This is a genomic window from Micromonospora sp. IBHARD004, assembly GCF_052814115.1.
Map to the genome: position 1 here is coordinate 5,549,250 of NZ_CP199934.1, position 18,243 is coordinate 5,567,492.

Consider the following 18,243-nt stretch of genomic DNA (forward strand, 5'->3'; position numbering starts at 1 on the left):
CGGATTTCATCGCCGCCGGGCCGATGAGTTCCGGTCCGCCGGCGAGTAGGTACCGGCGAGGCCCACACCACGGAAGGACGACCATGACGCAGACCGGAACCATCCACACCCGCGGCGACCGGGCGGTACGCGAGGTGCTGCACGCCCTCGTCGCCGCCTGGGCGGCCAACGACGCGGACGCCTTCGCCGACCGCTACGCCGACGGCGCCACGGTGGTGCTGCCCGGCGGGGTGTTCCACCAGGGCCGGGAGGAGGTCCGCCGGTACCTGGCCGGCGCGTTCGCCGGCCCGCTGCGGGGCTCCACCTCGGTCGACGAGCCGGAGAGCGTCCGGCTCGTCGGGGACGACGCGGCGGTGGTGGTCAGCCGCAGCGGCTTCCTGCTCCCCGGCGAGCAGACGCTCCCCGCCGACCGGCTGCGCCGCGCCACCTGGGTGCTGTCCCGAGGCGACGACGGGTGGCGGGTCGAGGCGTACCACAACTGCCCGGCCTGACCGGGCCTCCGGCCGCCCGCCCCCGGCGAGCGGCCGGAAACCGGATGACGGCCCCGCCGCCGTCCACCATCGACGGATGCCACATCATCGACCGGCCGAGCCGGACATCCGGCGGTACTACACCGAGGTCCACGCCGAGGCGGAGCGGCTGCACCGCGCCCCGCAGGGGCGGCTGGAGTCGGCGCGTACCCGGGACCTGCCGCTGCCCGACGACTCGGTCGACGCGACCCTGCTGCTGGGTCCGCTCTACCACCTCACCGAGCGGGCGGACCGGGTGACCGCAGCCGGTCAGGCGGAGCGTCGGGTCAGGACGCGTCGCGCATCCAGCGCGGCAGGGCACCGGTGTCGTCCTGGCCGTGGCCGGCCGCGTGGGCCGCCTCCCCCACCTCCCGGGCCGCGTCCACCAGCGGCAGCCGGGGTTCGGCGGCCAGGCAGAGCCGCAGGTCCTTGGTGAGCATGTCGACGGTGAAACCGGCCGTCTCCGGCGGCCCGGACGCCAGGATCCGGCGGACGGGTGGGAAGGCCGCGCCGAGCGGGCCGGCGGCGATCAGCTCGTCCACCACGTCGGGCGGGAGGTCGAGGGTGGCGGCGAGCCGCAGCGCGTCGCCGATCCCGGCGAGAGCGAGGCCCAGCGTGAGGTTGCGGACCAGTTTGGCGGCGCTGCCGGCGCCGACCGGCCCGACGTGCCGCACCTTCTCCGGGTCGCCCCAGAGCTCCAGCAGCGGGCGGGCCGCCGCGACGTCCGTCTCCTCCCCGCCGGCCAGCACGCCGAGGGTCCCCTCGGTGGCCGGCCCGACCGAGCCGTAGACCGGCGCGTCGACGTAGCGCAGCCGGTGCTCGCGCAGCCGCGTCGCCATTCGCCGGGAGGCGTCCGGGCCGATGGTGCTGGCGTCCACCACCAGGGTGTCCGGCTCGGCGCCGGAGGCCACCCCGTCCGGGCCGAGCAGCACCTGCTCGACCGCCTCCGGGTCGGCGAGCATCAGCACCACCACGTCCCGGCCGCGGGCCGCGGCGGCCGGCATGGGGGCCACCGTCGCACCGTCGGCGGCGAGGGCGTCGGCCTTGCCGCGGGTACGGTTCCAGACGGTCAGGTCGTGTCCGGCTTTCAGCACGTGGCGGGCCATCGGGGTGCCCATCCGGCCGAGTCCGAGGAAGGCGACGCGGAGTCGCGGTGATTCGCTGCGCATGTCGGCAGTCAACCGCACGAGCGCCGAACGCGCGCCGGCATTGCGCCGCAGCCCGGGAGGGCCGGATCGGGACAGCGACGCGCCGCGTACCGAGGGTGACCGACTGCAGTCAAACATGTTATTCTCCGGCGTCGATCTACGCCGTGCGGACCCGACCGGGTCGCTGCCGGAAGGACAAATCCCCCGATGCCGGTCGCTGCCGTCACGACCTCGCCACCGTCCGCGTGGGACCGGCCGGCGGGCGGCGCGTTCAACGTCGTCTTCACCACCCTGCCGGCGCTGCTCCGGCTGACCTGCGGTCTGGTCGGCGCGGTGGCCGCCCTGGCGGTCCGGACGCCGCCGGTGCGGGTGGCCCTGCTGGTGCCGGTGGTCGCGACGCTCACCGCCTGGTCGGTCTGGTACGCCGTCCGGGCCCTGCGGCGCGGCACCTCCGGGCCGCTGGTGGCCGGCGACGTCGCGCTCACCACCGCGGCCTGCCTGCTGATCCCCTGGCTGGTGGCGCCGGGGGTGCTGCCGGGCGAGGGGAGCTGGCTCGCGGTGCTGGCCAGCACCACCGTGATCAACGCCCAGGCGACCGCCCCGGCCCGCTGGTCCGTCCCGGCGGGGCTGCTGGTCACCGCCGCGTACGCGGCCGGCGCGGCGGACGCCGGCAACGCCGTCGAGGCCCGCGCGCACGCCGCCACGCTGCTGGTGCAGACCGGCTGCACGGCGATGATGACGGCGCTGATGCGGCGGCGGATCGGGCGCGCCGACCGCGCCTTCGCCGACTTCCAGCGGCTGGCCCGGGCGGCGGTGGTGGCCCGGACCGCCCGGGAGGCGGAGCGGCGGCAGAACCGGGACCTGCACGACACCGTCCTGGCCACGCTTACCATGGTCGGGCTCGGCGCGGTGGCCGGCCCGTCGGCCGCGCTGCGCGACCGGTGCGCGGCCGACCTGCGTACCCTCGCCGCCCTGGCCGACGCCCGGTCGGCGCCGGCGGCCGGGCCGACGGCGCTGGACGACCGGCTGCGGGCGGTCCTCGCGCGGCTGCCCGAGCTGCCGGTGAGCGCGACGCTGGCACCGTGCGCGGTCCCGACCGAGGTCGCCGAGGCGCTCGCCGAGAGCGCCGCCGCCGCGCTGTCCAACGTAGCCCGGCACGCGCCCGGCGCGACCGTCACGCTGCGCCTGGCCCGGGTCGCCGACGCCGTCGTGGTCGAGGTCGCCGACGACGGTCCGGGCTTCGACCCGGCCACGGTCCCGCCCCAGCGGTACGGGGTGCGCGAGTCGATCCGCGGCCGGATGGCGACCGTCGGCGGGCGGGCCGAGGTGGCCTCCGCCCCGGGGACGGGCGCCCGGATCCGGCTGGAGTGGCCTGGTGTCGGCTGACCTGGGCGCGTGGGTCGGCGCGCCGGAGGAGGCCGCCCGCCGCCCGCCCCGGCCCGGCGGCGGGCCGGCCGCGGCGGTGGGCGAGCGGATGGGCGCGGGGGCCGCGGCGAGCGCGGTCGCGAGCGCGTCCGACCGGGGCGCAAGGGTCGCGGCGGTGGCCATCGCGCTGGCCTGGCACGTGGCGATCGGGCTGCCGGCGGTGCTGGGTGCCTGGTCGGAGCTGGCCGCGCCGGCGGTGGTGGGTGCGGGTTGGCTGGTCACCGCGGCGGTCGGCGGGCTGGCCGGGGTACGGCTGCTGCGCGGCCCCCCGCTGCCCGCCCGGCGGCTGGCGGCGGTGCTGCTGCTGGTCGACGCGGCGGTCTTCGCCGCCGCCGGCGAGCCGTACCTGTTCACCACGGCGAACTGGGTGTGGGGCGGGCTCGCCTGGTTCTTCCTGCTGGTGCTCTGGCGCCGCCCGGTCGGCTGGCTGCTCGCGCTGCTGGGCGCGCACGCGGTGATCGCGCTGGGCGCCGTGCTCGGGCACGGGTCGACCGCCCCCGCCGACCTCACCCGGTACGCGATGTACGTCTACGGCACCTCGTCCCTGCCGGTGGCGGTCTTCGTCGGGGCCGCCGCGATCGCCGCCCTCGCCCGGGACCGGGCGAGCACCGCCGCGGCCGCCGGAGCGGTGGCGACGGAACGGGTGGCCGCGGAGCGGGCCCTGGAGGAACGCCGGGCCCGGCTGGCCCTGGTCAGCGGCGCCGCCGAGGAGGTGCTGGCCGCCCTCGCGGCCGGCCACGCCGACCCGGCCGACCCCGAGGTGCGGCGGCGCTGCGTGCTGGCGGCGGCCCGGCTGCGCCGGCTGATCGCCGAGTCGGACGACGTGCCCGATCCGCTGCTGCACGAGCTGCGGGCCGCCGCCGACCTGGCCGACCGCAACGGCCTGCCGATCGAGCTGATCGCCATCGGCGTGCCACCGGACCTGCCGGTGGAGGTACGCCGCCGGCTCGCCGACCCACTCACCGCGGCGCTCGCCGACGCCCGGCGGTGGGCCCGGCTGACCGTGGTCGCCGGGGCGGACGAGGTGGTGGTCAGCCTGGTCACCCCGGACCACGACGGGCCGCACGCGACCGGTCCCCCGGCCGCCGACGAGGCGGGTCCGGTGGAGCGGGTGCACGAGCGGGACGGGGAGATCAGATGGACGCAGACCCGGTGGCGGAGGACGTGACCGGCGCGCCGCCGATCGGCGTGGCGATCGTGGACGACCACCCGGTGGTGATCGACGGGGTGCGGGCCTGGCTGGCCGCCGAGCCGCGGCTGCGGGTACTGGCCACCGGGGACGATCCGGACGTGGTGCTGCGGGCCGCCCCGGAGGCGGAGGTCGTCCTGCTCGACCTGCGGCTGCACGGGCGGATGGTGATCGACAAGCTGGCCGAGCTGAGCGCCGCCGGCCGGCGGGTGGTGGTCTACTCCGAGCACACCGACCCGGACACCATGCTCGCCGCGCTCGACGCGGGGGCGGTGGCCTTCCTCGCCAAGCACGAGGGACGCGAGCACTGCGTCGCCACGGTGCTCGCCGCGGCCAGCGACCGCCCGTACGTGCCGCCGGCGCTGGCCGGGGCGATGGTGGGCGACCCCCGGCCGGACCGGCCGGCGCTGTCCGACAAGGAACGCGAGGCGCTGCTGCTGTGGTTCCAGTCGATGTCGAAGGCGTCGGTGGCGCGCCGGATGCGGATCAGCGAGCACACCGTCAAGCAGTACGTGGACCGGGCGCGGATCAAGTACACCCGGGCGGGCCGGCCGGCCGCCACCAAGGCGGCGCTGCTCGCCCGGGCGATCGAGGACGGGCTCGTCCGGCCGGAAGAGATCGGCATCTACCGGTCACAGGCGGCGACCGACCGGCCGACCCCCTAACGGGTGTCATGACATCGGGCGGATTGTCGGCGACGCTCGACGTACCGCCAGCCGTCCCGGGGAGGTCGTGACAGTGCAGGAGGACGCCGCACCCTTCTTCGTCGGGCCGCACCGCTTCGACGGCGACGACGACGCCGCCCGCCCCGTGCTCGACCGGCGGTACGCGCTGCTCCCGGAGCCGGGCGAGCGGGTGCTCGGGCTGCACCGACTCCAGGTGGCCGGTCACCTGCTCGGTCCGACCGAGAGCGCCCGCAGCTGGGAGCTCCCCGCGCCGGCGACGGTCACCGTCACCGACCGACGGGTCGCGTACGTCTGCGGCGGCGCCGAGTTGGCCCTGGTCTCCGGGCGGGACGGCCGGACCGGCGCCCGGCACCGGCGGCCGGCCCGGCCGTCCCGCCTGGTCAGCGGGCAGATCCGCTGGCAGTGGCCGTCCCGGCTGGAGCTGCGGGCCGACGGCCCGGACGGCGACACCGCACTGCTGGTCGTCTGCGACGCGCTGCGCACCATCCGGCAGCCGGCGCTCGCCCTCGGCGGCCCGGTCGCGCTGGTCGCCGAGCTGGCCCGGCAGGTACGCCGGTCGGTGGCGGCCTTCCGGCTGGTGCATCCGGAGCTGGTGGACCTCTCCCCGCCGGAGCGGGACGAGCTGGTCACCCGGGTCGGCCCGGCGCCCGTCCCGGCGGCGGGCCGGGTCACGCTGCCCGGCTCGCTCCCGGTCGAGTTCCTCTCCCGCGACGACTACTACCGCCGGCACGCGGAGCGGGACCCGAGCTCGCCCCGCCAGTCGGCGCCCGTCCCGCCGGCCCTCCCGCACCGCCCCGGCTCCGCCTGCTGACCCCACGACCCGATCCGCCCGCGATCCTGGCCGGACACCGGCCCCGGCCGAGGCCGGCGGGGGCGCGGCGACCCGGTCGGGGTCAGCTGGCGAGGAGGAGAAAGTCGCGGGTGACGCGGGTGCGGGTGCGGAGGCGGCGGAGCATCCGGGCGTCGGTGAAGCCGACGGCCCGGGCCGCCGATTCCACCGTGGCGCTGCTGGAGCACCATCGCCGACGCCTCGCCCAGCCACGCCCGTTCCGGCGTCTGCTTCGCTTGGGTGATGACCCGCTTCGACAGCTCACCATCGGGCAGGAGGGCTCGCCCGCCTCGCGGGCTTCCCGGCGTGCGCGCAGCCCGTCGTTGAACACCCCCCGCGCGCACCCGAACGCCCGCGCCAGCGCTTGCTGCTGGCCCGATCAGGACGTGGTGGTGCGCCGGCCCCGGCGGTCCAGTTCGGCGGCCTTCTCCAGGGTCGGCGCGGTGCCGCCGAGGTGCACGGGCTGCCACCAGGTGTCGTCGGCGCCGGCCGGGGCGTCCGGGTACTCCCGCTGCGCCCGGTCCACCAGCGCGCTCAGCTTGCTCTTCAGCTCCGCGGTCATGGTGGTGGCGTCCGGGTACGCGGCCGGGTCCATCGGCTCGCCGATCAGGATGGTGATCGGGGTGTGCCGGCGGGTCAGGGTGCGCGGCCGGCCCTTGGTCCAGAGCCGCTGGGTGCCCCAGAGCGCGACCGGGAGCAGCGGCACGCCGGCCTCCTGCGACATCCGGGCGGCCCCGTTCTTGAGCTCCTTGACGCGGAACGACCGGCTGATGGTGGCCTCCGGGAAGACGCCGACCACCTCGCCGCGCCGCAGCGCCTCCACCGCCGTGTTGTACGACCCGGCGCCGGCCGCCCGGTTCACCGGGATGTGCTTCATACCGCGCATCAGCGGGCCGGAGACCTTGTGCGCGAAGACCTCGTGCTTGGCCATGAACCGGACCAGCCGGCGGGACTCGTACGCGCCGTAGCCGCAGAAGATGAAGTCCAGGTAGCTGACGTGGTTGCTGGCCAGGACCGCGCCACCCGTGCGCGGCACGTGGTCGCTGCCCTCCACGGTCAGGCGCAGGTCGAGGACCCGGAACATCGTCTTGGCGGCGGCGATCACGGGCGGGTACACGAGTTCCGACATCCGGCAACTTTACCCCGCGTAGGTTACGGCACCGTAGGGGCGGAGCATGCCGCGGGACTCCGGGGGTGGACCACCCTTCTGCCGTTGGCAGAGGCGGCTCGCGGGCGGCGGCGGAGCCGGACACGATGGCGGGATGACGGAACGCGCGGTGTTGCTCTGGATCCACGGCGGCGGCTGGCGGGGCCGGTACCACGAGGACGGCGCGGCGCTGGCCCCGCTCGGGCTGCGGGTGGTGTCGGCGACCTACCGCTTCGTGGCCGAGGCGCACTGGCCGGCCCAGCTCGACGACGTACGGGCGGCCGCCCGGTCGGCCCGGGGGGCCGCCGACGGGCTGCCGCTGCTGGTCGGCGGCGACTCGGCGGGGGCCACCCTGGCCCTGCACCTGGCCCTGCGCGGCGTCGACCGGCGCGGCGACGTGGCGGCCGCGCTGGCGTACTGGCCGCCGGTCGACCCGCTCGACTCGGAGTGGCGGCGGCTGCGCGCCCACGACGATCCGTGGGCCGACCTGCTCGGCCACCCGCCGGCCGCCGGGGACCCGGCCACCGTCGACGCGACCGTCGCCACGCACCTCGGCTCCGGCGTGCCGGTGCTGCTGGTGCACGGGCGCGACGACCGGTCCGTGCCGGCCGGCCAGTCGGTCGGGCTCACCGGGCGGCTGCTCGCCGCGGGGCACCCGGTGCACACCTGGATCACCCACGGCGGGCACGCCCTCGACCTGGACCGTCCGGACATCCGGGCGGTCAGCGCCGCGTTCCTGGACAGCGTGCTGCCGACCGGGTGACGCGGCTACCGTCAGGGCATGCCCGACCTCGCCGCGATCGTCATCCACTGCCGCGACCCGTACCTGCTCGCGCCGTTCTGGAGCGCGATCACCGGGCTGCCGGTGGCCGACGTGGATCAGGTCCGGCTCGCCGACCGCTCGCTCGGGCCGACCGAGGCGGTGCTGCTGCGCGACCCGTCGGGGCACCGGCCCGACGTCTGGATCAGCCCGGCGGACGACCTGCCCGCCCCCGGCCGGATCCACCTCGATCTGGTCGGCGACGCCGAGGAGCGGGCCGCGGTGCTGGAGGCCGGGGCCGCGGTGGTCCGCGAGCTGCCGCGGTGGACCGTGCTGGCCGACCCGGAGGGCAACGAGTTCTGCCTGCTCCCCCGCGCCGAGGCACACGGCGACCAGACGCCGCCGGGGCACTGAACGCCCTGGGCGCCGCGGGCCAGGGGCCGGCGGCGCCACCGCGGCGCGGCTACGAGGCGGCCAGCTTGTGCATGTCCATCCGGCCCCGGGCGAAGGCGTCCACCCGGCCCCACCGGCCCGGGATGTCCAGCACCTCGATCCGGCCCATGCCGATCGGCAGCCGCGGGTCGACCGCGAGGTGCCCCTCGTGCGGCTCCAACCCGAGCATCGTGCGGATCAGCAGCAGCGGCGTACCCGTCGACCAGGCCTGCGGGCTGCACGCCGTCGGGTACTCCACCGGGAACTTGGTCAGCTCCCGCGGGTAGCCGCCGAACGCCTCGGGCAGCCGCCCGTCGAAGTACGTGGCCGCGTCCAGGATGCCGTTGGCGATGGTGGCCGCCTCCTCGGCGAAGCCGTACCGGCGCAGCCCCCAGGCGATGAACGAGTTGTCGAACGGCCAGATCGTGCCGTTGTGGTAGCCGATCGGGTTGTAGCGGACCTCGCCCACGGCCAGGGTCCGCACCCCCCACCCGGAGAAGAGCCGCGGGCCGACCAGGTGCTCGGCGATCTTCGCCGCCCGCTCGTGGTCGACGATGCCGCTCCAGAGCAGGTGACCGATGTTCGAGCTGAGCACGTCCATCTGCCGACCGCTCGGGTCCAGGCCGAGGGCGAAGTACTCGCCGTCCTCCACCCACCACTCCCGGTTGAACCGCTGCTTCAGCTCTGCCGCCTCCCGCTCCAGCTGGTCGGCGTACGCCAGGTCGCCCCAGAACTCCCGGGCCAGCCGGGCGGCCCGCATCTTCGCGTCGTACGCGTACCCCTGCACCTCGCAGGTGGCCCGCGGGAACGGCGGCAGCGTCCCGTCGGAGTACGAGATCGAGTCCCAGGAGTCCTTCCAGCACTGGTTCTCCAGGCCGGTGTCGGTGTTGCGCCGCTCGTACCAGATGTAGCCGTTGCCGACCAGGTCGGCGTAGTCGTCGACCCACTTCAGCGCGGCCCGGCACTCCCGTTCCAGCTCCTTGACCAGTGCGACATCGCCGGTCCACTTCTCGTACTCGTCGAGCAGCACCACGAACAGCGGGGTCGCGTCGACGGAGCCGTAGTACGGCGAGTGCGGCTGCTCCTCGAAGGCGGCCGTCTCGCCGTACCGCATCTCGTGCAGGATCCGGCCCGGGTCCTCGTCGCGGAAGTCGTCGAAGCGGGTGCCCTGCAGGGCGCCCAGGATCCGCAGCGTCGTCTTCGACAGGTCCGGGGCGAACGGCAGCACCTGGAGGCAGGTCAGGATGCTGTCCCGGCCGAACATGGTCATGAACCAGGGCAGGCCGGCCGCCGGCAGCGTCTGCCCGCCCAGCGAGATCGGCGAGAAGCGCAGCGCGGCCAGGTCGATCAGGCTGCGCCGGTACGTGTGGGATACCCGGCCGTGCTCGCTGTTCACCTTGGGCGCCCTGGCGATCCACTGCTCCAGGTCGTGCTGGAGGGCGAGCCGCTCGGTGCCGTGCGCCTGCAACCCCAGCCGCAGGTCCCGGCCGCCCGGGCCGAGCGCGGCCGTCTGCACTTCGATCGCGGTGTCCCACTGCTCGTTGGGTTCTAGGTGGATGGTGTACGCGAAGCCGTTCCGGTCGTAGCGGGCCGGCATGGAGGAGGTGACGACCGTCTCCCGCCGGAAGTTCCCGCGTCGGTAGCCCAGCCGCAGCCGGTCCGGCTCGGCCTCGGCGTAGGTCTCCCCCTTCTTGTTGAGGATCTCGTCCTTGACCTGGAACAGGTCGGCGAAGTCGGAGCCGGCGTCCATCCGGATCTCCAGGTCGACCGCCTTCTCGTCGTGGTTGAGGATGGTCAGGGTCTCCCGGAAGCTGGCGCCCACCGCCCGCTCCCGGATGATCGACAGCTTCGCGTCGATGTAGTGCGTCGCCATCCCCGGCACCAAAAAGAACCGCGCCTCGTAGTACTGGAGGTCGTCGTAGGAGAGCGCGTTGAGCCGCTCACCGTTGACGGTCAGCACCCACTTGGACAGGAACCGGGTGTCGATGGAGAACAGGCCGGTCGGTTCGCTCGGGGTGGCCTCGATGTCGCCGGTGTCCTCGGAGACCACGAAGGTGTTGCCGTCCAGGATCCGGACGGTGTTGGTGGCCGACATCAGCGGACCTCCCTCTGGAATGCGTGGTGGGGCCCGCGGGCATCCGACGGACCGGGAAAGATCCGTTCGAGCTGGAGCACCAGGCGCAGGTCGCCCGAGACGGTCATGTCGCCCCGGAGCAGCGCGGCGATGACGTTCTCATTGCCGGTGACCAGCTCGCCGAAGAGCCGCGGCGGGGTACCCACCACCGTGTCGGCTTCCCGGTCCTGCTGGCTCACGTGCAGGTTGCCCCGCTCGATCTGGAGCAGCCAGTGGGTCGTCTGCGCCCCTTCGTGCAGGTCGAAGCGCAGGGTTCCGGAGGTCTTCTGCAACAGGGGTTCGAACCCCCGCCGGTCCAGGTCCTCGAAGAACCTCGTGGTCGCGTCCATCCGGTCCACTCCTCCCGCGATCCGCGGCGTGCGACGTCCGAGGAGGGGTGCCCATCGGGTACGACGTCAATCTCGCCCGGTTCGGGTGAGCCGACGCCGCGGCGGTGTCGGCGGGCGGCGGTAGCCTGCGACGGGACGGACGGAGGAGGGCACGTGGCGGGTGTGGCGGGGATCGACCGGGAGCGGGTGCTGGCGTACCGGGTGGCGGCCCAGCAGCTCGACCGTCCCGGGCCGGGCCCGGGCGACCTCGACGTGCTGGCCGTGGGCGCGCAGGACACCCCGTACGGTTCGGCCCGGCTGGCGCTGGCCGCCCGGGTTCCCGCGACCGTCGGGCTGGACGACGACCGGTTGGAGCTGGTCTGGTCCTACCGGGGCGCGCCGCACCTGCACCGCCGGGCGGAGCTGCCGGCGCTGGCCGCGGCGCTCTGGCCGCTCAGCGACACCGACGCCACCCGCCGCATCCCCGGGCAGATCCGGGACGGGGCGAAGCTGGGGCTGGCCGCGTTCCGCGCCGCCGCCGACGCGTTCCAAGCGGTGGTGACCGCTCCGATGGACCGGGGCGAGGTGAGCCGGGCGGTCACCGAGCGGATCCCGGCCGCGCTGAGCTACGACTGCCGGCCCTGCGGCGCCCGGCACGTCTCCGGCGCGCTCTTCCAGCAGGCCGGCCTGGCCGGCGGCGTACGCCTGGCGGTGTCCGGACGGGCCGCGCGGCTCGCGCCGCTGGCCGAGCGCCCGGGGCCGCCCGAGGTGGCGACCGGCACCGACGCGCTGGCCCTGACCTACCTGCGGCTGCTCGGCCCGGCCACGATCGGCGACGTGGCGGCGTTCCTCGGCACCAGCGCCACCGAGCTGCGCCGGGTGTGGCCGGCGGAGGCGCTGACGGAGGTCCGCGTCGACGGCCGCCCGGCCTGGGTGCCGGCGGACCGGCTCGACGCGCTCCGGGCGGCCGAGCGGGCGCGGCTGGTCCGGCTGCTGCCGCCCGGCGACCCCTACCTGCAGGCCCGCGACCGGGCCCTGCTGGTCCCGGAGAAGGCCCACCAGCAGCAGCTCTGGCGGATGCTGGGCAACCCGGGCGCGCTGCTGGTCGACGGCGAGATCGCCGGCACCTGGCGGGCCAGACAGGCCGCCAAGGGTCGACTCGACCTCACCGTCACCCCGTTCACGGCGCTGCCGGCCCGGTTGGGCCGGGAGGTGCGGGCGGAAGCCGAGGTGGTGGCCGCCGCGCGGGGCGCGTCCGAGGCGCGAGTGGTGATCGAGGCGGTCTGAGCGTCTGCGGGGAGGCCCGCCGAAAGCCACGACGCCGGCCCCCGAACCGGGGGCCGGCGTCACCGCGGCGGACGGGTCAGTTGTTCGGTTCGTCGGCGCTGATGTCCGCCAGCACCGACTGGGGCTCCCGCTCGACGGCGAGGTCGCCCATCGAGACCAGCCCCACCAGGCGGCCGTCGTCGATCACCGGCAGCCGGCGGACGGCGTAGGTCCGCATCAGGTCGGCGGCGGCCACCGCGTCGTCGTACTGGCTCACCGTGACCACGTCCTTGCTGGTGATCTGGTTGAGCCTGGTCGAGCTCGGGTCCATGTTCTCGGCGACGGCGCGGACCGTGATGTCCCGGTCCGTGACGATGCCGGCCACGTTGTCGCCGTCGGTCACCACCACGTCGCCGATGGCGCTGTCGCGCATCTCCTGCGCCGCGGCGGTGAGCGTGTCGTTGCCGTCCATCGTCACCAACCGGGTCGTCATGAACTCTCCGACCGTTGTCATGGTGCTCCCCTCTCGGTGTCGGCACGGTCGTCTACCCGCCCCCGCCGACCGGTAACGCGCGCCGCCCACCGCCGGCGGGGCATCCGCCGCCGCAGGCCGTAGAAGCCGTTGCTGAGGCCGTAGAAGAGCGGCAGCCACGAGCAGGACCACCAGTCGGCGCGGCTGTGCCGGGACCGGCAGTTACCGCGCCCCCGGGACACAGCGGGGCCGGGGCGGGAACCCGGCCCGATGGTCAGCCGCGCGGGGGCATGCCGTAGACCCGCTCCACGTGCAGCCGCAGCACGAGGCGGCGCTCGGCGACCATGGCGGCCCGGAAGTCGTCCCAGTCCGGGTGTTCGCCCTGCACCGACCGGTAGAGCCCGATCAGCTCCTCGACGGTCGCGTCGTCCGGTCGCTCGGCCATCGGGGTCAGCTCCGCCCGCGCCTCCGCCACCGCGTACGCCCAGCCGTCGTTGCTGCCGACGTGGAAACTGGCCCGGGGGTCGCGGCGCAGGTTGGCGGTCTTGGCCCGGCCCTCGGTCACCGAGACCCGGATCAGGCCGCGCTCCCGGTCGAAGGAGTAAACCACGTTGGACAGCTGCGGTCGGCCGTCCCGCTTGATGGTGGCCAGCACGCCCATCCACCGGCCGGCGATGAGGTCGGTCAGGGCCCGCTCGGTGTTCTCGTCCGTCATGGGATCCTCCCGCGTCGATGCGTCGCTTCCGCGTCCCATCTCACCGCATCGCCGAAGCGCGCGCGCGACGATCGCCGCAGGCGGGCGTGCGGCGCTGCCGGACCACTCGACGACCAGGCCGGGCGCTCACCGGGCAGCTGCCCGACAAGCGATATGCGACGGCAGCCCCGCGGATCGACGCGCCGACGCGGACGACCGGGGTCAGCGGCGCTCGGCGGCGACCAGCTCGGCGAGCTGCACGGCGTTGAGCGCGGCGCCCTTGCGCAGGTTGTCGTTCGAGCAGAAGAGCGCCAGGCCGTGCTCGACGGTCTCGTCGGCCCGGATCCGCCCGACATACGTCGGGTCCTGGCCGGCGGCCTGCAACGGGGTGGGCACGTCGGAGAGCGCCACGCCGGGCGCGCCGTCGAGCAGCTCGCGGGCGCGGGCCGGGGTGACCGGGCGGGCGAAGCGCGCGTTGATCTGCAGCGAGTGGCCGGTGAAGACGGGCACCCGGACGCAGGTGCCGGAGACCTTCAGCCCCGGGATCTCCAGGATCTTGCGGCTCTCGTTGCGGAGCTTCTGCTCCTCGTCGGTCTCGAACGAGCCGTCGTCGACGATCGAGCCGGCGAGCGGCAGCACGTTGAAGGCGATCGGGCGGGCGAAGGAGCGCGGCGCCGGGAACTCCACGGCCGCGCCGTCGAAGGCGAGGCCGCTGGCGTGCTCGGCGACCTTGCGGACCTGCTCGTCCAGCTCGGCGACGCCGGCCAGCCCCGCGCCGGAGACCGCCTGGTACGTCGAGACGACGAGGCCGACCAGCTCCGCCTCCTCGTGCAGCGGGCGCAGCACCGGCATCGCGGCCATGGTGGTGCAGTTCGGGTTGGCGATGATGCCCTTCGGCCGGTTCGCGGCGGCGTGCGGGTTGACCTCGGCGACCACCAGCGGCACCTCGGGGTCCATCCGGAAGGCCGAGGAGTTGTCGATGACGACCGCGCCGGCCGCGGCGACCCGGGGGGCCAGCTCCTTCGCGGTGCCCTTGCCCGCGGAGAAGAGCACGATGTCCAGCCCGCGGTAGTCCGCGGTGGCCGCGTCCTCGACGGTGACCTCGCCGTCCCGCCAGGGCAGCGTGCGCCCGGCCGACCGCGCCGAGGCGAACAACCGCACCTGCTCCGCCGGGAACTCGCGCTCCGCCAGCACCTGCCGCATCACGCCACCGACCTGGCCGGTGGCCCCCACAATGCCGATCCTCATGCCCGCGAGGCTACCCAGGTCCCCGGCCGGGCGGGGAAGGCTTTCCCACCGCCCGGGCCGGCGACCGGCCGGCTCACCGGCGGCGACGGCGACCGGGCCGGCCCCGCGGCCCGGAACGACGCCGTCGGACGGCCCGGTGGCCCGGAAGATCCCGCGCCTCCGGGTCGCCCCGCCGAAGCATTCGCAGCCGGCCCCCGGACGCCCCGCTCGGCGGCGCCGCGACCGATGTCACACCGCGCGGTCAGCCGGCGTGGTCGACGACCTCGCCGAGGCCGGCGGCCACGAGTTCGTCCCGGATCACCGCCGAGTCCCCCTCGACGACCAGGGTGAGCGCGTGCGGGTGCAGATGCGTCGCGGCCGCCGCGGAGACCTGATCGACGTCGGCGGCGAGCAGCGACTCGCGCAGCCGGGCGTGGTAGTCGTCCGGCAGGTCGTGCACCACCAGCGTGGTCAGCGCGGCGGCGATCGCCCGGGGGCTCTGCAGCTCCACCGAGAGCTGCCCGGCCCGCCAGGAGCGGGCCACCACCAGCTCGTCCTCGGTCACCCCGGTCAGCTGGGTACGGGTGATCTCGCCGACCGCCTCGACCAGCGCCGGCGCGGTCACCGCGGTCTGCACCCCGGAGCTGACCGCGAACCGGCCGAACCGGCGGGACGAGGCGAAGTCGCCCCGGATGCCGTACGTGTAGCCGCGCACCTCGCGGATCAGATGGTTGAGCCGGGAGGTGAACGCCCCGCCGAGCACCGTGCCGGCGAGCGTCATCGGCACGTAATCGGGGTGGGCGCGGTGCGGGGACGGGTGGCCGAGGCGCAGCGTCGACTGCACCGACCCGGGCCGGTCCACCAGGATGATCCGCCGGCGGTCGTGCACCGGCACCTCGATCGGGCCGCCCTTCTCCACCGGCCCGCCGCCGGCGCCGGCGAACGCCGTCGCGGCGAGCGCGTCCAGGTCGATCCGCTCCAGGTCACCGGCGACGATCAGCGTCCCGGGGCGGATGAACCACTCGGAGTGGAAGACCGTCACGTCGTCCACGTCGAGCCCGGCCACCGTGTCCGGGTCGCCGTACATCGGCCGGCCCCACCGGTTTTCGGCGCCGAAGAGGTCGGCGCGGAGCGCGGCGTCCGCCCGCGGTCCCGGATTGGCCCAGTCCATCCGCAGCGCGGTCGCCTCGTCGTCGCGGACCCGCCGCACGTCGGCCGGGTCGAGCCGGGGCGTCCGGACGGCCTCGGCGAGCAGCTCCACGGCGGCGCTCAGCCGCTCCACCGGCACCTGCACGCTCACCTGGAAGGAGTCCCAGTCCAGCCCGGTCACCAGCTCGGTGCCGAGCGCCTCGATCGCCAGCGCGTACGCGGTGGCGTCCCGCTGCGCGGTCCCCTCCTCCAGGGCCTTGGCGAGCACCCCGCCGAGGCCGTCCTTGCCGACCGGCTCCCGCCCGGCGCCCGCGTCGAGCAGCAGCAGCGCGACGGCGAGGTTCTGCCCGGGCAGGTGCGCGGCGACGACCTGCCCGCCGGCGGCGGCCCGGCGCACCACCTGCGGGAACCGGTACGGACGGGCGGCGCCCGGACCGGGACGTTCGGCGATCAGCGTCATGAGGTCTCCTCGGGCAGGTAGATCAGGGTCACCCGGTCGGCGGCGCCGAGCAGCTCGGCGGCCTGTTCGGCGATCTGCTCCGCGGTGACCGCGAGCCAGGCCGGCAGCCGCTCGCCGGCCTTCGCCGGGTCGCCGAACTGGGTGGCGTACCGGCCGAGGGTGTCGGCCCGGCCGTCCACGGTGGACATCTGCCGCCACCACATGGTGCTCAGCAGCGACTTGGCCCGGTCCAGCTCGGCCGCGGTCACCGGCACCGTGGCCAGCTCGTCGACGACCTCGGCCAGCCCGGCGGCCAACCGCTCGGCGGTGACGCCGGGGCGGGCGGTCGCGGTGGCGATGAGCGGGGCGGGCCCGTGCGCCAGGTCCACCCCGTACGCGCCGATCAGGTCCGGTTGGGCGATCCGCTCGCCGTCGGCGAGGCGCTGGTAGAGCCGGCTGCCCCGGCCGCTGCCCAGGACGGTGGCGAGCACGGTGGTCACGTCGTACCCGGGGATGCCGAACGGGTGGGTGCGGTGCGCGAGGTAGACCCGCGGCGCGGGCACGTCGGTGGTGACCGTCTCCGCCGCCGGGCGTCCGGTCGCCGGCACGGTACGCCCGTCCGGCGCGGACGGGATGTCGACGCGGAGCGGGATCGCGCCGAAGTACTTGTCGGCCAGCGCGAAGACCTCGGCGGCGTCGGCGTCCCCGACCACCGTGAGCACCGCGTTGTTCGGCGCGTAGTACGTGGTGTGGAAGGCCTGGAAGGTGTCCAGGTCGGCGGCGTTCAGGTCGGCCATCGAGCCGATCGTGGCGTGGTGGTACGGATGGCGGGGCGGGTAGAGCAGCGGCAGCAGCCGCAGCCAGGAGTCGCCGTACGGGACGTTCTCGTAGCGCTGGCGCCGCTCGTTCTTGACCACCTCGCGCTGGTTGTCCAGCGTCTCCTGGGTCAGCGCCGGCACCAGGCCACCCATCCGGTCGGCCTCCAGCCAGAGCGCCAGCTCCAGGTGCTCGGCCGGGACGGTCTCGAAGTAGTTGGTCCGGTCCGGGTTGGTGGTGGCGTTGAGCGAGCCGCCGGCGCCCTGGATGAACTTCATGTGCTCGGTCTTCGCCACGTTCGCCGAGCCCTCGAACATCAGGTGCTCGAAGAGGTGGGCGAAGCCCGTCTGCCCCTCCGGCTCGTGCCGCGAGCCCACGTCGTACCAGAGGTTCACGGCGACGGCGGGAGCGGTGCGGTCCTCGCTCACCACCACGCGCAGGCCGTTGTCCAGTCGGGTCGTCTCGATGGGCCAGGGGTAACCGCTGTCGGGCATGCCCCGACGCTATCCGATCTCGTGGGCGGAAAGGTGACGAGCGGAGCGCATCGACGGTCCGCGCCGGGGTACTCGCCGGACATGCCCACCCTCCCGCCCTCCGCCGCCGAACGCGCAGCCGCCGCCCTGGCCCGCTGGCGGCACGCCCGGCTGCTGCATCCCGCCGGGCGGACCTTCTCCGCCGAGGCGATCATCTGGGGTACGTCGGGGCCACCGACGGGTGTTCCGCTGCTGGACCTGCCCGGCCGTTACCCGGCGACGGTGCGCCTGTCGAAGGGGGTGCCGACGCCGGGGAGCTGGCCGGACGTGCTGGGGCTGGGGGTGCGGCTGCACCGGGATCCGGAGCCGCCGGTGGATCTGCTGGTCTCGTCGAGCGGGGCGGCCCCGGTGCTGCGGCACCTGCCGCTGCCCCGGCGGCGCTTCACCGGGACGTACAGCTCGATAATGCCCTTCCGGGCGGGCCGGCGGCGGCTCTTCCTCGCCGCGTTGGCCGACCCGGACTCACCCGACCTGGGCCGCGGCCTCGCCGCGGTATCCGCGGCGGCGGCCCGGGCGGACACGCCGCGACTGGTCCTGGCGGTGGCGTCGGCGGTCGGCCCGTGGCGGCCGTTCGGGCAGGTCTGCCTGGCCGGCCAGCGGGGCGCCCGGGAGGACGCCGCGCTGGCCTTCGACCCGATCGGCAACGTGCCGCCGGGGCTGCGGTCGGTGGGCCCGATCGCGCGACTGCGCGACCGGACCTACCGGGGTTCCCGCCGGGCCCGCGGCGCGTCCGCTCAGTCCGGCGGTTCGTTCGGCGTCACCGTCTGATCGGAGGTGCGGTGCTCCAGGGTGGTGTCCTGGGCGACGTTCCGGTCCTCCCGGATGTCCGATTCGGTGAGGATGGCGTCAGCCTGGGCCTCCGGGTCGCCGCTGCCCACCGCCGCCTCCTCGGGCAGCAGGTGGGATCGGGACTCGACCCGGTCCTGGTCGTTCTGCTCGTGACTCATGCCGACCCACTTACCCCGCGTCGGGCTCAGCGGAACGGGCCGCGCACCTCGTAGGTGATCCCGCCAGGGGACGAGCTGGTGAGCCCCGCCCGTCCCGTCGGGTACGCTGGCGGACGTGACACGGTCGTATCGA

At 75.3% G+C, this 18,243-nt stretch carries 19 protein-coding genes; 9 read left to right on the plus strand and 10 right to left on the minus strand.

Going from position 1 to position 18,243, the window contains the following annotated elements:
- The first annotated feature begins 83 nt into the window (after positions 1 to 83).
- On the plus strand, positions 84 to 491 hold the full coding sequence (locus ACTWO6_RS27030; RefSeq protein WP_446216566.1) for an SgcJ/EcaC family oxidoreductase: 408 nt from the start codon (positions 84 to 86) through the stop codon (positions 489 to 491).
- Between the two features lie 305 nt (positions 492 to 796).
- On the opposite strand, the gene ACTWO6_RS27035 is transcribed toward ACTWO6_RS27030, so the two are convergent.
- A complete protein-coding gene (locus ACTWO6_RS27035) occupies positions 797 to 1,678 on the minus strand; it encodes an NAD(P)-dependent oxidoreductase (RefSeq protein WP_446216567.1) in 882 nt (293 codons plus the stop codon).
- A 186-nt stretch (positions 1,679 to 1,864) separates the two neighbouring features.
- Here ACTWO6_RS27035 and ACTWO6_RS27040 point away from each other — a divergent pair, with 186 nt between their 5' ends.
- The 4 genes from ACTWO6_RS27040 (at position 1,865) to ACTWO6_RS27055 (ending at position 5,768) form a co-directional block, all read left to right on the plus strand.
- Positions 1,865 to 3,043 carry a sensor histidine kinase gene (locus ACTWO6_RS27040; RefSeq protein ID WP_446216568.1) on the plus strand — a complete coding sequence of 393 codons (1,179 nt, stop codon included), beginning with the start codon at positions 1,865 to 1,867 and terminating at the stop codon, positions 3,041 to 3,043.
- Positions 3,033 to 4,250: a hypothetical protein gene (locus tag ACTWO6_RS27045; RefSeq protein ID WP_446216569.1), complete on the plus strand. Its 1,218-nt coding sequence runs from the start codon at positions 3,033 to 3,035 to the stop codon at positions 4,248 to 4,250. The genes ACTWO6_RS27040 and ACTWO6_RS27045 overlap by 11 nt, the downstream gene beginning before the upstream one ends.
- Complete coding sequence (locus ACTWO6_RS27050; protein WP_446216570.1) at positions 4,220 to 4,936, plus strand: response regulator transcription factor; 717 nt, start codon at positions 4,220 to 4,222, stop codon at positions 4,934 to 4,936. The genes ACTWO6_RS27045 and ACTWO6_RS27050 overlap by 31 nt, the downstream gene beginning before the upstream one ends.
- Positions 4,937 to 5,009: 73 nt before the next feature.
- Positions 5,010 to 5,768: a hypothetical protein gene (locus tag ACTWO6_RS27055; protein WP_446220780.1), complete on the plus strand. Its 759-nt coding sequence runs from the start codon at positions 5,010 to 5,012 to the stop codon at positions 5,766 to 5,768.
- Between the two features lie 397 nt (positions 5,769 to 6,165).
- Here ACTWO6_RS27055 and ACTWO6_RS27060 read toward each other — a convergent pair whose 3' ends face one another.
- Complete coding sequence (locus tag ACTWO6_RS27060) at positions 6,166 to 6,915, minus strand: lysophospholipid acyltransferase family protein (protein ID WP_446216571.1); 750 nt, start codon at positions 6,913 to 6,915, stop codon at positions 6,166 to 6,168.
- Between the two features lie 133 nt (positions 6,916 to 7,048).
- On the opposite strand from ACTWO6_RS27060, the gene ACTWO6_RS27065 reads away from it, so the two are divergent.
- Both ACTWO6_RS27065 and ACTWO6_RS27070 read left to right on the plus strand, forming a co-directional pair.
- Positions 7,049 to 7,696, plus strand: a complete 648-nt coding sequence (locus ACTWO6_RS27065) for an alpha/beta hydrolase (protein WP_446216572.1) — start codon at positions 7,049 to 7,051, stop codon at positions 7,694 to 7,696.
- A gap of 18 nt (positions 7,697 to 7,714) precedes the next feature.
- Complete coding sequence (locus ACTWO6_RS27070) at positions 7,715 to 8,107, plus strand: VOC family protein (RefSeq protein WP_446216573.1); 393 nt, start codon at positions 7,715 to 7,717, stop codon at positions 8,105 to 8,107.
- Positions 8,108 to 8,156: 49 nt separating this feature from the next.
- Here the strand turns inward: ACTWO6_RS27070 and ACTWO6_RS27075 are convergent, their stop codons facing one another.
- Both ACTWO6_RS27075 and ACTWO6_RS27080 read right to left on the minus strand, forming a co-directional pair.
- Positions 8,157 to 10,220: an amylo-alpha-1,6-glucosidase gene (locus ACTWO6_RS27075; protein WP_446216574.1), complete on the minus strand. Its 2,064-nt coding sequence runs from the start codon at positions 10,218 to 10,220 to the stop codon at positions 8,157 to 8,159.
- Positions 10,220 to 10,588, minus strand: coding sequence for an SCP2 sterol-binding domain-containing protein (locus ACTWO6_RS27080; protein ID WP_446216575.1), 369 nt, complete (start codon positions 10,586 to 10,588; stop codon positions 10,220 to 10,222). The genes ACTWO6_RS27075 and ACTWO6_RS27080 overlap by 1 nt, the downstream gene beginning before the upstream one ends.
- Before the next feature lie 153 nt (positions 10,589 to 10,741).
- On the opposite strand from ACTWO6_RS27080, the gene ACTWO6_RS27085 reads away from it, so the two are divergent.
- Positions 10,742 to 11,854 carry a DNA glycosylase AlkZ-like family protein gene (locus tag ACTWO6_RS27085; RefSeq protein WP_446216576.1) on the plus strand — a complete coding sequence of 371 codons (1,113 nt, stop codon included), beginning with the start codon at positions 10,742 to 10,744 and terminating at the stop codon, positions 11,852 to 11,854.
- A 76-nt stretch (positions 11,855 to 11,930) separates the two neighbouring features.
- On the opposite strand, the gene ACTWO6_RS27090 is transcribed toward ACTWO6_RS27085, so the two are convergent.
- The 5 genes from ACTWO6_RS27090 to ACTWO6_RS27110 all read right to left on the minus strand — a co-directional run bounded on the left by ACTWO6_RS27090 (position 11,931) and on the right by ACTWO6_RS27110 (position 17,124).
- Positions 11,931 to 12,347, minus strand: a complete 417-nt coding sequence (locus tag ACTWO6_RS27090) for a CBS domain-containing protein (RefSeq protein ID WP_446216577.1) — start codon at positions 12,345 to 12,347, stop codon at positions 11,931 to 11,933.
- A gap of 232 nt (positions 12,348 to 12,579) precedes the next feature.
- Complete coding sequence (locus tag ACTWO6_RS27095; protein ID WP_446216578.1) at positions 12,580 to 13,020, minus strand: PPOX class F420-dependent oxidoreductase; 441 nt, start codon at positions 13,018 to 13,020, stop codon at positions 12,580 to 12,582.
- 201 nt (positions 13,021 to 13,221) lie between these two features.
- A complete protein-coding gene (locus ACTWO6_RS27100; RefSeq protein WP_446216579.1) occupies positions 13,222 to 14,247 on the minus strand; it encodes an aspartate-semialdehyde dehydrogenase in 1,026 nt (341 codons plus the stop codon).
- Between the two features lie 241 nt (positions 14,248 to 14,488).
- A complete protein-coding gene (locus ACTWO6_RS27105; protein WP_446216580.1) occupies positions 14,489 to 15,835 on the minus strand; it encodes a M16 family metallopeptidase in 1,347 nt (448 codons plus the stop codon).
- On the minus strand, positions 15,832 to 17,124 hold the full coding sequence (locus ACTWO6_RS27110; protein ID WP_446216581.1) for a M16 family metallopeptidase: 1,293 nt from the start codon (positions 17,122 to 17,124) through the stop codon (positions 15,832 to 15,834). The genes ACTWO6_RS27105 and ACTWO6_RS27110 overlap by 4 nt, the downstream gene beginning before the upstream one ends.
- An 81-nt stretch (positions 17,125 to 17,205) precedes the next feature.
- Here ACTWO6_RS27110 and ACTWO6_RS27115 point away from each other — a divergent pair, with 81 nt between their 5' ends.
- Positions 17,206 to 17,931, plus strand: coding sequence for a phosphodiesterase (locus tag ACTWO6_RS27115; protein ID WP_446216582.1), 726 nt, complete (start codon positions 17,206 to 17,208; stop codon positions 17,929 to 17,931).
- On the opposite strand, the gene ACTWO6_RS27120 is transcribed toward ACTWO6_RS27115, so the two are convergent.
- A complete protein-coding gene (locus tag ACTWO6_RS27120; RefSeq protein ID WP_446216583.1) occupies positions 17,898 to 18,110 on the minus strand; it encodes a hypothetical protein in 213 nt (70 codons plus the stop codon). The two genes, ACTWO6_RS27115 and ACTWO6_RS27120, sit on opposite strands and share 34 nt — an antisense overlap.
- Positions 18,111 to 18,243 lie beyond the last annotated feature (133 nt).